Source organism: Paenibacillus sp. FSL F4-0097, assembly GCF_038593125.1.
Lineage (GTDB): Bacteria > Bacillota > Bacilli > Paenibacillales > Paenibacillaceae > Paenibacillus_AQ > Paenibacillus_AQ odorifer.
The window spans coordinates 3,142,153-3,155,196 of record NZ_CP151965.1 but is presented as its reverse complement, the minus strand read 5'-3'; the positions used below and the strand labels follow the sequence as shown (position 1 = coordinate 3,155,196).

Genomic DNA, 13,044 nt, shown 5'->3' with positions numbered 1-13,044 from the left:
TATAAAGCAATGAGCACTAGAAATGGGACGTAAAAACGAAGGCTCGCTAAATAGCAAACCTTCGTATTACAAATTATTATTTACCTAAAGCTTTCTTATTTTCTGTCCATACTTTTGTTACATAATCGAGGAATTTCTCATAGCCAACCTTGATAGAATCTTCATGTGCTTTATCAAGAATTGCTAATGCTTCTGCATCAGTCTTCGCATACATAGATTTTGCTCTTGCTGTTAACCAGATATCTCTGACACTTTGTCTAATAATACCTTCTTCACTGTCTGGAGCCGGATCCCAATTCAGGAACTCCGTAAAGTCACCTTGTGAAGCCCAAGTAACTTCCATCTGCCAACGGTTACTAAAGTCAATCTTGTCAGCTGGAAGGGTTTGCAACATCATTTTCTTTGTATTATCCAAGAAAACTGTATTACCTACCCATACCAAGTCACCGGCTTTTCCGCTAATTTCGGACAGAGCTTCTGGCTCATTCAGATACTTATCTTTATTAAATTTAGGAGTAAGTCCATCTGCTTCAAATCCATCCCAATAACCATCTGGTCCTGGAGGACCCCAGTTAAGAACCATAGAACCTTCTGGTCCTGTCATCCAGTCAAGCATAGCGAATACAGCCTCTGGATTTTTAGCGTTTTTAGTGATTGTAGCAACGTTCCAACCTAACTGATTGTACGTTCCTGGAGTAATCTTACTTTGATCCAAACCAGCTTTGTAAATCGGTTTAATAAACATATAACCAGCTTCTGGATCCGTCTTCTTCATCTCTTCATCAGCAGTGGCGAGCAATTTCATTGGATCAAAAGTCGCAATAACAGCAAACTTGCCATTCATCGCTTTCTCTCTAATTTGATCTTCTGTTTGTGTATTCGCATCCTGCGTCATTAGCTTCTCACGCATTAATTTAGCAGCAAATACAACAGACTCACGGAATCCTTCATCCTTGTATATCGAACCCATTTTGTCGCCATCAGGTACGGCGTATATTCTAGTATACGACAGATTATTCTCTTTAAAAGAGGAAAATAACTGGTCAATTCCGTTACCATCTCTCGCTAAGCCTGTCTCGAACGGAATAACGTCAGGGAACTTCGCCTTAACAGCATTTAAATATGCATACAAATCATCTGTCGTTTCTAGCTTAGGAGAACCAAGCTCTTTGTAAATCTTCTTATTAATAGCATAACCGGCATTTCCGTTTGGTTGAGTTGTATAATAATTCGGCAGCTGATAAATCTTCCCATCAGGGGAACGAAGTAATTCCAAATGTCCAGATGTTAGGTATTTCTTAAAGTTTGGATATTTATCAATATATTCATCTAAAGGAACTAGCATATCCGCTTGGCGAAGACGTTCTACGTCAGCACCTTTCTCGGTCCACACAATATCCGGCAGCTCGTTACCAACGATCATCGTTTGTAGCTTTTGAGCGTTATTACCACCAGAGCTAATTCCTGTGACATTAATCTTCAGATTATCTAAAATCCATTTAGAAGCAGCATCTTTGCCCCATTTCGGCATTTGATACCAGCCGTAATTTCCGTAGAATGAGACTTCAAGCGGTTCTTTCCCTAATTCATACAAATCAGCCGCGGGAGCTTCAGTTGCTGTGTTGACCGCTGTTCCTCCTTCTTTCTCTGGTTCAGCAGTTGCCGCTGGAGCGCTTGAATTGTTGCCACTACAACCCGCCACCAAAGTCGTTAATAGCAAGGTAGACATCATACCGAGAAGCATCTTTCTCTTAGTCTTCAATGTATTTTCCCCTTTCAATTTGTAATCTATGTTCAAAGCAATACGCTCTAAACCCAATCTCATTCTATCATCCTACTCTTTTAATGATCCGACCAAGACCCCTTTAACGAAGAATCTTTGTAGGAATGGATACACACATACAATCGGAATGGTTGCAACCATGATCGTAGCCATCGTTAATGACTTCGAGGTTATTTTCTTAGCCGAGTTAATATGAGCAATGGAGCTTGCATCTACATTAGACAGCTGTTCTGAAGCAATATTAGAGAACAGTATCTGTCTTAAGATGGTCTGAATCGGCATTAACTCCTCTTTCGTAATGTAAATACTCGCTACGAACCACTCATTCCAGTGATTTACTGCTGTGAACAAAGACAATGTTGCTATAACTGGCCCCGACAAAGGAAGTACGATGCGGACAAAAGTCCCCCAATACCCGCAACCGTCAATCTTTGCTGACTCCTCTAAACCTTGTGGAAGACCTTGAAAGAAGGTCCGGAATATGATCATATTCCATACGCTGACCAGTGCAGGAATAATAAACACCCAAAATGAGTTGAAGAGACCTAAACTTCTGATAAGCATGTATGACGGTATCAGTCCCCCACCGAAATACATAGTAATGATACACATAATCATGTAGTATTTGCGACCCATCAGTTCACGCTTCGACATTCCATAAGCGAATATCGAAGTGGCCAGTATCGCTGTTACTGTACCGATTACCGTCCGCAATGTAGCAATGACGAATCCACCCATTAGACGGGAATCTTCAAAAACGATCTTATAATTCTCAAGCGTGAACTCACGGACCCAGAAAGTAACTCCGCCTTTCGAAGTATCCATCCCCTCATTAAAGGAAATAACAAGTGAATTCCAAAATGGATAAAAGGCGGAAAATGCCAGTAAAGTCAAGAATACATATATGAATCCTATAAATATTCGATCTCCTATATTAATACGTTTCATAGTTTGGTCCCCCTATATTGAGTAATTCATTACCACAAGCTGTTCCCTGCTCTTCTGGCAATGAAGTTGGCAAAGGTAAGTAATGTCACGCTGATCACGGCCTTGAACAATCCGATAGCAGTCGCATAGGAGTACCTGAAATTGTCTATACCGACACGTACAACATATACATCAACTGAATCTGACACTTCTCGTAGTGCTGGATTAGAAGCTAGGATCAAAATATCTTCGAATCCTGCATTCACCAGATTACCGATTGCCAAAATCATAAAGATGATTACAACTGGCATAATTGAAGGCAACGTAATCAAATATATCTGTTTAAACCGACTTGCACCATCCATCGAAGCCGCTTCATATAAATGCGGGTCAATACCAGCAATGGCAGCTAAATAGACGATTGAAGCAAATCCAATTTCTTTCCATACATTGGTTGTAACTAGAATGCCCCAGAAATATTCTGTCATGGAAAGGAAGTTGATCGGTTCATCAATAAATTTCAATTTCTCAAGCAGCATATTTATACTGCCGTTATCTACAGATAACATCGAGGTAACCATTGAGCCGATAACTACCCAAGATAAGAAGTGAGGCAAATATGTAACGGTCTGAATAACCCGTTTAAAGAACATCTTACGAACTTCGTTCAGCATTAACGCCAAAATAATCGGTGCAGGAAATCCAAAACAAAATTTCAGTAAGCTGATGATGATTGTATTTTTCATAACCACTTCAAATTCAGGTGCATTAAAAAAGTAAATAAAGTGCTTAAAGCCAACCCAGTCACTGCTAATAAAACTATTCCCTAACTTGTAATCCTGGAATGCAATTAGAATCCCGTACATGGGGATATAGGCAAAAATAAAAACTAGAACAAGTGCTGGTAATACCATAAGCTGTAGATCTATTTGCTTAAAAAAGCGTCTGATCCCGCTAGTTCGTTGCTTGTTGAGATTCGGTCCTGATCTCTTGTCTGGTGCGACGCTTGCGTTCGCCATAGGTGAATCCTCCTTGTGATGATTTTGAAGATATGTACAGATAATTGATGTCCTTTCTCCCTCCGCTAAAGTTGCAACATTTATAAAATAATCATAAGGTTTAAGCGCTTTCAAAAATATATGACAAAACAACTATTATTGATACTTTGACACTCTCTTGCATTAGCTCGTCTCATATTCCTTAAGCTTGAATAAAAAAAGACACATACAGAGATAACATCTGCATGTGTCTTTGACTTTCTCCTTAATTAGCAAGAGTACTCAGTATTTCTTCATTTATCTTTTCAGTAATTACTTTTTGGACCTTCCCATTATCCAGATAAACAATAGAAGGAACTGAATCTATTCCTAGCTTGGCGGCAAGTCCGGGTGACTTATATACATCTACCTTTGTGATCCTGACATCCGAATGGGATTGCTCAAATCCTTCAATTAGAGGCAATAACTCCCGACAGGAAGGATCTGTGGCATTCCATAAATAAACAACAGATGCTTTGCCTTGATTCAGAATTTGATGCTCATACACCTCACATTCAGATATATACTTCTCTGCACCATACCCTGCAATGGCACCATCGCCAACAGCGGTAGCAACTTGTTTTAGAAACTTATCGCACACATCTCCTGCTGCAAAAACACCAGGGATATTCGTTTCCATTTTATCATTAATAAGTACATAACCATTTCGATTCAAATCTACTACACCTGATAAGATTTCTGTGTTCGGGGTGTATCCAATAAATAAGAAACATGAATCGACCTTTACGTTTTGCAGTTCATTAGATTTTAAATTTTTCAGGACGACGGAATTCAAACGTTCCTCACCTTCGAAAGAACTTACCACCGTATTCCACATGAATTCCATTTTAGGGTTTTCTAGTGCCTGCGTTTTGGCAATTTCATTACAATCCATTTTCCCATGATCATGCATGACAGATACGATCACTTTATCAGCAAACTTAGTTAGAAACATCCCTTCCTCAATAGCTGCATCACCACTGCCAACGACCATAACTGTCTTCCCCGTATTTGCCGCAGCGTCACAGGTTGCACAGAAGGAAATCCCTTTATCATATAAGAACATATCTTCATTAGCTGCACCTGTAATTCTTGGTTTTCCTCCACTGGCTATGATAATGACTTTACACTCATATCGTACCCGAAAGGTCTCCACTACTTTAATGTCTTCTACTACCGAGACAGATTTGACATCTGTCATTTTGAAATCAACACCAAATTTTTTGGCTTGTTTATGAAATAATCCCATAAGGACTGTTCCGGTCGTTCCTTCAGGAAAACCAGGATAATTTTCTATTTCATTAGTATAAGTCGCAAGACCGCCTACCAGCGATTTTTCCAAAAGGAGTGTCTTCAATTTTGCTCGTCCACAATAGATCCCTGCTGTTAATCCAGCAGCCCCGCCACCGATAATGACGACATCATACTGTTCTGTCTTCTTTTCCATTTCAATTGTCCCTCCTGTGTAGATTTTGATTTCAATAAAATAGGCTGACTCTCGTCAGCACTATAAGCTCAGCCTATTTCACTTTTACATAAAGAATTTGGCTAATAATTTACTGCCTATAAATGCACCAACCAGCAGGAACAATCCAAAAATCCAGCCTGAAAGCGATAAAGAAGCTATAGCCGTAAATAATGCACCTATATTACATCCATTAGCCAGTCTAGCTCCGTACCCCATGAGCAACCCACCAAGTACAGCCGCCACTACCTGCTTTTTGGACTTAATTTTCTTAAGCTTGAACTCGGAAGCAAACAATGTCGCTGCTAATGCACCTAAGATAATCCCTACATTTCGAATGGACCCACCATCATTTAAAAATCCGGAAGATAATGTTTTTTGAGCTTTCTCCGTACTAAAGTAAGCCCAGTTATCTACATTTCCTCCTACCAGTCGATACGCCCAAGCTCCCCAGTCCGCGAAGGCGCTGGTTACTCCCCATCCTTTTGAGAAAACAGCCAGATGTGCTGTAGCGAACACAGCCAGAAGTACAGCTCCAGTTACATAAGTAAACGGTTCTTTGAGCAATTGCTTGTAAAAGCGGTTAGACGATATCTTCAACCAGAATTCGTTCACCGTTTCATTCACCGTCCTTTCCTACTCAGCGATCCTATTTTACCTTCTCAATAACAACTTCCCACTCGCCATCATCGACCTCTTCGATTTCCACATTATGTCCCTGTTTTCTCGCCCATTCTGGTACGTTTTTCATTGCGCAACTATGATCAATAGCAACAACTAAAACGTCTCCAACATTTAGTTCAGTCATCTTCTTTTCTGTTCTCATTAACGGTACCGGACAAGCTTCTCCCATGCAATCAAGTGTAAATTCAGCCATCTTAAAAACCACCTTTATATTTTTTTGAAATACCAATAGTGAAAATATTCACGTAATAACTTATACTAATCTGCGCTTCCCATCTTTTTCTCTTGCCATTTAACTGCAGCGATGTACAACAGAAGAATGATCAGGAACTGAACAACTAGTGCTCCAAGCCAACCAAAGACGTCTGGTAAAAATACTGTTGGTGCATCCTTTATAACGTTAGCTCTCCACCAACCCATATCATGTGATCCCCAAAGTGAACCAATGATAAAAAATACAAGCGACAGCATCTGCATTGTGAACCCTTCACCTACACGCATCAATGTACCCGAAGCGCAACCACCTGCAATAACCATGCCAATTCCAAATAATACAGCGCCAATTATCAAAGCAAAACTGATTTGACCCACATTGTCCATCCCAGGAATCGGTTTACCTTCCAGGAACGCTGGATACTTAATGGCTGTAAATCCGATCGTAGCGAGAGAAAATGCTATCAGTACAGCTCTTGTTACCGATGTGCTGCCTGTAATACATGGATCTCTAAGTGATGCAGTAAAGCAGAATCGTGATCTTTGCAAAATAACGCCAAACGAAATACCGAAAAGCAGGTAGACAACCATTTTATCGTGGGAATGGTCTAGGAAAAAACCAAACCCAATAATGAGAACTGTAACCAGCAACGCGATGGGCAACTGACTCTTTTTAGGTTTTCTAGGAGCTCTGGTTCGGGTTGATTTCGTTTCGGGACTTACGGTTTGCCCCATATTCTAACACCTCCATCGTTTTATGTAATTGACTATGTGAAAATAGTAACATACTTATTCGAGCTGTGGTTATCTGCTTTCTTTATGCTGTATAAGTGTTACTAATGGCACAGATGGAGCGTAATCAAGTATGCTATAGTGTGCACTAACAGCGGGCAACAGGAGGAATAAGTATGAATATGGAAACGCTTAAATTATTTTTAGATATTGCTTCGTTAAAAAGTATATCTAAAGCCGCTCAGAAATCTCATATCACCCAATCCGCACTTAGTCAGCAGTTGAAATCCTGGGAGAATACCCTGGGTTCTGAGCTTTTTGTGAGAAGTAATAAAGGGGCCAGCCTTACAGAAGCAGGGATTATAGCGGAGAAGTATGCGGAGCAAATCTGTAAATTATATGATGATATGGTCACAGAAATCAATCATTTACAGCCAACACAACATGAGCTGTCTATTTATGCGATTCCAGAAGTCTGTAATTATGCCCTGCCCTGTACCTTATATGAGGTAAAAAAACATTTTCCCAATTGCCATATCACTCTAAACGAAGGGGCATCGTCACTAGTAGAGGAACGTTTACTTCTTGAAGAAGGTGATGTTGGCTTTATTTCCGGGCCTTCCCCGAAATCTGAATTATGCTCCAATATGGTGTTTTCTGATCAAGTTATGTTAGTGGCAAGCAGTACGACTGTATGTCCTGATAAAATCACACTGAATGAGCTCCCTAAATATCCTTTAATCTGGTCCTCACAGCTTCATTGTGTGCAAAGGGCTTTGAACAACATATCTGCAGGGGAGCTTAAATTAAATATACTGTTTAATCTGGACTCCATTGAGGCGGTAAAGCTTGCTGCCATTAGAGGACATGGTGTCGCCTTTCTCCCTTATATGTCCATAAAAAAAGAGTTGTATAGTAAACAACTCAAGATCATTCATATTGATCAGTTCCAGGTAAATAACGATGTCTACATGGTAAAAAAACACAATCAGCGTTGTGACAATGATACGAAACAATTAATTCGTTATATAGAAAAGACATTGATTGATACATTATGTTGAACTTATAGCTCAATCGTAATCTCCCATACCCCATTAATGACTTCTTGAATGGAACATTTTAGATTTGAACCACGACAGTAATCCGTGATAGAAACTTTCGCGCAGCTATGATCAGTAACCAGCATCACTTTTTCGCCATTTTGAATGGCTTTTTGATGTTTTTTTAACATCATTACTGGTACTGGGCAGATTTCTCCCAGACAATCAATTTCAATCATGAGGTTACCTCCATTCCATAGATCATTAAAGTTCTAATAATGACCCAGCATTATTTTCTTCACAAAAGGAGTTGATGTAACGCTTCTAACTGGGTATCACTAAGACTCCGTACACTCCAAGCTGAGTATATTTTATCATTTCCCTAAATCTACCTCCCCCACAAACACCGCAGTTCCATCCATTCTATCAGAATCTAGTCGGTACACTTCTACATTTACTTTCCCGTCTCTACCGATTTCTTGTCCTTGTTCTACATCAAATTGGATTGAGTCCATGTGCGGATTAATATATTTTAAATAATAAGCCCCCATAACTCCCGATGCTGTACCTGTTACTGGATCTTCAACGGTTCCCGAAAAAGGCGATGAGAAATGTCTGGCGTGCATTAAAGCGTGCGGATCAAGCGTGTGGAGTGAAAATGGGTGTATCGATGCTCTTGGAAGCTGCGTTAAAATCTCCGGAAACAACTCGTTTATCGGTTTCATTTTATTAAAGCTATCTATACTCTTAATTGGAACTAATAGAGTCCATGCGCCAGTACAGCCATAAACAATCGGCATATCCTCATCAAATTCGTCAACTGTTAAGCCTAAAGCATGGGCAAGCTTAGCTCTATCACCGTCAAATTCAATAAACTCGGGATGATCTTGCTTCATTTTTATTAGTAAGTGATTATTGTTGTCCATACTGAATTGAATGGGGAGCACACCCACGTTTGTTTCGATCTTTACCGAGCTTGCCTCTCCAAGGATACCCTTTGTTTTTAAAGCAAATAAAGAAGCCATAGTTGCATGCCCACAAAGATTGATCTCATGGCCTGGCGTAAAATACTTAAACCTTAAATCAGCTACATCCGATGAGACTACAAAAACTGTTTCATTAAAACCGACCTTATGAGCTATCGATTGCATGTCACTTTCGCTCAAATGAGCCGCATCTAATACTACACCAGCTGGATTTCCTTTGTTCGGATAAGGAGAAAACGCATCATAATGAAGCACTTTGATGTTGTTCACTGGTACGTCTCCTTTATTAAAGATTTATGAAGGTTGGATGACTGAGTATAATAATTCAGCAGTGAATATCCTAACTCTTGGCGTTCACTATTTTTTATTTCATCATCATAGCAAGTTTCATTGATAGCCTAATGGGGAGTGCAGGATTACCCATCTGGTTTAGATCCCCCACAATGAATAAATTTTTAATAGGATAAAAAAAGGCAAACGAACCTGTTGAACCGGAGTGCCCTAGTAACTCACCTTTCCCCATGTAAAGCGTGGACAAGCCATCCAAAGGAATTCTCATATAGCCGCTGCTATAGTAAATAGGTCCCATCGATAATTGAAGTTTATTAGAAGCCGATAGCATCTTAAACAACTCATTTTTAAATAGCATCCCACCAAAGAAAGCTTTGATAAATATCATTAATTCACGAGCTGTGGTGATACATCCTCCACTCGCACGACAACTCCTAATAAATTTGGAACGGTTAATTGATTTATTTTGATAAAAGATATTCGGTACAAAATCGTTGTCACCTTCAGGGAGATATGTACTTACGAGTGACAGGGGATCAAATATGAACCGCTTATAGACTTCTGCTAATGTTGACTGCTCTACCTTCTCAATGATTTCACCTAGTAAATCAAAATTTATATCCGCATAATATGCTTTTCGTTTGGTACGAGGCATAAAATGAGGCTTCAATTTTTTAATTAATGCAATCTGTTCCTCGAAGGTAATATAATAATCCTCCTTAATCGCACGACGCTTGTCATTCTCTTTTCCTTCTTCAAATACATCTGGCAAGCCACTAACCTGAAACAATAAATCGGATATTGTCAGGTCAAACGAATAATCATTACCACCAAAGACATGAAGACCACTTAACACAGCGTTATCAAAATACTGTGTAACCTTGTCATCCAACGACAGTTTACCTCGCTCTTGTAGGGCCAAAATACAGGTGGTGGTAAACAGCTTGGTGATGCTGGCCATTAGCAAAGGTGAGTCTATATTCTTCTCCCCATATCCAATATTATAGGAGTAGTCGCCATCTGTATTCTCAATGTATAGGACGCCTTCGTGAATGTGACGTGAGCTTATCGTTTTTTTGAAGGCTTGTTCTATCTTTTGTGATGTATTAGTTGTCATAGATCATCCTTTCCTCCGCTTTATTATCCAAATTATTATTAATAAGACGATAATCGATGTCCCCAATAAGAAATACATCCAAATCGTTTTTTTAACCAATTCATCATTGGGATAATGGCCTTTGTTATAAGCTTTTACAAAGATACCCTCTTGGGTCTTAATAGCAATGAAATCTTTTGGATCGGTATTGATAATCGAATAGTAAGGCGTACCTTTAGGATAAATATTCGAGAAATTCCCCCTGTACGTTCCTTCCTCATCGGAATATTTAGTTACATGCCCTATCTTCTTATTGATTTCTTCCGAGGGGATGAGTTCATCGTCTGATATTTCGTAGATGTCACCTGAATAAACAACAAACGAACCGGCCCAATCCGCGGAGACTGCATGTAATGGTGATAAAGCAATTATGGCTAGAATTACAATAATGAATTTCTTCATCTCAACCTCCTAGCTTTGGGATTCGATTGATTTATAGATTGTTTTGAACTCTTTTCCATTATTTAATCCATCAATAAGCTCTACTAAACCTGACTTTCCAACGATTCCAAACCATCTATTAATTTCTGAATGGGCGATCTCATAATTTTCTTTTACATGTGAGGGTTCATAAAAGACATCTCTACTACTTAGCTCATTTATCTTGTCAAAACTTATAAACTTATCGCTGTTATATCTATAGTCAACTAAGGTAGCCAAACCTTCATCAAACCACACCGGAACCTCATCCTTATTCTTCAACCTCTTTCTTAACTCACTATGCATCAATTCATGGGCGATTACATCCGCGTTAAATCCGTCTGGACCAATAACAATGTAATTTCCCCAATAAGTATAATAAGTCTGGCCCGTTCGATTCTTCTGAGCATACTTCTCAAGAGCGTGTGGAGATTGAACAAAAAGAAGGGTTGGATTGTCTTGTAAATCTTCGAAGAACCCAGAAACTCTCTCCCTCGATTGTTCGAAATCGTTCAAAAGTATCGTTGTTGTGACCTCTGAAATATCTGGTTCTACATAAATATGCTCACCTTGCTTCTCCATACTAGAAAAGTCTACCATCATTGCATTAACAGGTTGAGGATTTATCATATAGACTACAATCAGCATCAGAAGTAAAAATGAAAGAAATGCGGAGATGATTATGAGTTTCTTTCTTCTTTTGATCATAGGGATTAACTCCTTACGGTTTAGATACAAAGAGATTTCCGATAAATATATTTATGATCCTCATCCATATCCGATGATTTCATATATCCCACACTGCGCCAAAACCTTTCATTTGCATCATTAGTCGGGGTTAACTCGATATACTTTGCACCGTCTGCATAAACATGTTTTTCGACCATTGAATAGGTAAATTCACCATACCCTAAATTCCGATACATAGGTTCAATATAATACTCCATTAAAAAACACTTTCCACCCTCATTAAAATAAGTAACATACATTAAAAATCCAAGCATAGTACCGTCCTTATGTATAAGAAACAAATTTAAAGGATTTATTTCTCTTGTTCTTAGCTCTTCAATGATCTCTCTATACTCGTCTGAATAAAAGTAACCCAGGTCAAAATCATCGCCCATAGATACATGGAGAGATAATTCATTTATGTAACTATTAAAGAGTCCCCAAAATATATCCACATCCGATTGATTTTTTGCTACAAAAATCTCTAAATGAGTCGTATTCATTTCAACCTCCTTAATCATAGTTTTTAATGAAAATCTTAAACGAGCTCTCAATTGCGTCAAAATCAGTCGAGCCAATAATTTGATCCATAACCTTGCCATCAGAGTTTATAAAAAACAACGCAGGAAAAGCTTGTTCACCAAATTGTTTATGGAGATCACCTGTTTCATCTAGGAGAACGGGATACTTAATGTTGTAATTCGCCACGTATTGTTCTACATCAGAAAGATCATCTTGATAAAGCAAATTGATTCCGTATATGTTCACTCTATTTTTATATTTCTCATACAATGAGACAATCTTAGGAGCATCGTCATTACAATATGGACACCATGAGGTGAAAAATACGAATACAGTGGGTTTCTTCGAGAAGTCCACTTGTATTTTGTTTCCATTCGCCAACTCTTTTAGTTCAATGTTCTCAGGACTTTTAATGGGTTTTGCAGAGTTGTTTACCACGACAAATATAATCGAGCTTAATGCAATCAAAAATATAAATGTACTTACAATAATAGATATTTTCTTCAAAAATAATCCGTCCTTTTATACTTCCTTAGTTACATTAAGCTTTTTCCATTTGCGAATCTTAGAACGAAAAGTCTTAAACGGTGCTACTGAATTAATATGAATCCATTTGACCATAGGCCATCTTGGATTGTTTCCTGTCCATTTCCGCACGCCTTGCGTAAAAAGTTCTTCATCACTTAAAGAATCAATCCAGTTCTGCCACTGATGTTCTGTCTCTTGAAATAAAGATCTTAACTCGTCTAATGAGTAGGCAGCATATGTATGATAAAACGATTGATATAATCCGCCAAGTTGATTCCATTTATAATCCGGTGAAGGTGTAATAACGGTTAACCCTGCTTTTTCATCCTTATCCCATTTCATAACAAGATTCAACCAGCCCAATTGATAAGCAATGATTTCTGCTGGGGTTCGATCAACCCCTTCCATACGATTGTCTCTTTGGGAGTTCTCAATGCCGTCAAATTCTTGATCAAGAGACTGATAGGCAATATGAATCGCATCTTTCAATTCTTCTTTTGATAGATAATCAGTTGACATCATACCCCTCCT

16 protein-coding genes are annotated in these 13,044 nt (G+C 38.8%); 1 reads left to right on the top strand and 15 read right to left on the bottom strand.

What is annotated here, in order from left to right:
• Positions 1-76 precede the first annotated feature (76 nt).
• From MHH86_RS14255 to MHH86_RS14225, 7 genes are all read right to left on the bottom strand, one after another.
• Positions 77-1,762, bottom strand: coding sequence for an extracellular solute-binding protein (locus MHH86_RS14255; RefSeq protein ID WP_170914248.1), 1,686 nt, complete (start codon positions 1,760-1,762; stop codon positions 77-79).
• 72 nt (positions 1,763-1,834) lie between these two features.
• Positions 1,835-2,731 carry a carbohydrate ABC transporter permease gene (locus MHH86_RS14250; RefSeq protein ID WP_036678249.1) on the bottom strand — a complete coding sequence of 299 codons (897 nt, stop codon included), beginning with the start codon at positions 2,729-2,731 and terminating at the stop codon, positions 1,835-1,837.
• Positions 2,732-2,760: 29 nt separating this feature from the next.
• Complete coding sequence (locus MHH86_RS14245; protein ID WP_036678250.1) at positions 2,761-3,729, bottom strand: ABC transporter permease subunit; 969 nt, start codon at positions 3,727-3,729, stop codon at positions 2,761-2,763.
• A gap of 244 nt (positions 3,730-3,973) precedes the next feature.
• On the bottom strand, positions 3,974-5,194 hold the full coding sequence (locus MHH86_RS14240) for an FAD-dependent oxidoreductase (RefSeq protein WP_076316204.1): 1,221 nt from the start codon (positions 5,192-5,194) through the stop codon (positions 3,974-3,976).
• A gap of 84 nt (positions 5,195-5,278) precedes the next feature.
• Positions 5,279-5,839 carry a YeeE/YedE thiosulfate transporter family protein gene (locus MHH86_RS14235; protein ID WP_232061338.1) on the bottom strand — a complete coding sequence of 187 codons (561 nt, stop codon included), beginning with the start codon at positions 5,837-5,839 and terminating at the stop codon, positions 5,279-5,281.
• Between the two features lie 22 nt (positions 5,840-5,861).
• Positions 5,862-6,089, bottom strand: coding sequence for a sulfurtransferase TusA family protein (locus MHH86_RS14230; protein ID WP_036678256.1), 228 nt, complete (start codon positions 6,087-6,089; stop codon positions 5,862-5,864).
• Between the two features lie 65 nt (positions 6,090-6,154).
• Positions 6,155-6,844, bottom strand: coding sequence for a YeeE/YedE thiosulfate transporter family protein (locus MHH86_RS14225; protein WP_036678259.1), 690 nt, complete (start codon positions 6,842-6,844; stop codon positions 6,155-6,157).
• Positions 6,845-7,017: 173 nt separating this feature from the next.
• Between MHH86_RS14225 and MHH86_RS14220 the strand changes: the two genes are divergently transcribed.
• The gene (locus MHH86_RS14220) at positions 7,018-7,902 is read left to right on the top strand and encodes a LysR family transcriptional regulator (RefSeq protein ID WP_036678261.1); all 885 of its coding nucleotides are present in this window, start codon (positions 7,018-7,020) and stop codon (positions 7,900-7,902) included.
• Positions 7,903-7,904: 2 nt separating this feature from the next.
• Here MHH86_RS14220 and MHH86_RS14215 read toward each other — a convergent pair whose 3' ends face one another.
• From MHH86_RS14215 to MHH86_RS14180, 8 genes are all read right to left on the bottom strand, one after another.
• A complete protein-coding gene (locus MHH86_RS14215; protein ID WP_036678264.1) occupies positions 7,905-8,120 on the bottom strand; it encodes a sulfurtransferase TusA family protein in 216 nt (71 codons plus the stop codon).
• A 135-nt stretch (positions 8,121-8,255) separates the two neighbouring features.
• Entirely contained in the window at positions 8,256-9,137 is an 882-nt protein-coding gene (locus tag MHH86_RS14210) for a PhzF family phenazine biosynthesis isomerase (RefSeq protein WP_036678267.1), read from the bottom strand.
• A 94-nt stretch (positions 9,138-9,231) separates the two neighbouring features.
• On the bottom strand, positions 9,232-10,275 hold the full coding sequence (locus MHH86_RS14205; RefSeq protein WP_036678270.1) for a serine hydrolase domain-containing protein: 1,044 nt from the start codon (positions 10,273-10,275) through the stop codon (positions 9,232-9,234).
• A 3-nt stretch (positions 10,276-10,278) separates the two neighbouring features.
• Positions 10,279-10,716, bottom strand: a complete 438-nt coding sequence (locus MHH86_RS14200; protein ID WP_174890037.1) for a hypothetical protein — start codon at positions 10,714-10,716, stop codon at positions 10,279-10,281.
• A 9-nt stretch (positions 10,717-10,725) separates the two neighbouring features.
• Positions 10,726-11,442 carry a hypothetical protein gene (locus tag MHH86_RS14195; protein WP_036678273.1) on the bottom strand — a complete coding sequence of 239 codons (717 nt, stop codon included), beginning with the start codon at positions 11,440-11,442 and terminating at the stop codon, positions 10,726-10,728.
• Between the two features lie 20 nt (positions 11,443-11,462).
• Entirely contained in the window at positions 11,463-11,966 is a 504-nt protein-coding gene (locus MHH86_RS14190; protein WP_036678275.1) for a GNAT family N-acetyltransferase, read from the bottom strand.
• A 10-nt stretch (positions 11,967-11,976) separates the two neighbouring features.
• Positions 11,977-12,492 (bottom strand): TlpA disulfide reductase family protein, encoded by a 516-nt coding sequence (locus tag MHH86_RS14185; protein WP_051491011.1) that lies wholly within the window; start codon positions 12,490-12,492, stop codon positions 11,977-11,979.
• Positions 12,493-12,507: 15 nt separating this feature from the next.
• A complete protein-coding gene (locus MHH86_RS14180; protein WP_076141689.1) occupies positions 12,508-13,035 on the bottom strand; it encodes a ClbS/DfsB family four-helix bundle protein in 528 nt (175 codons plus the stop codon).
• Positions 13,036-13,044 lie beyond the last annotated feature (9 nt).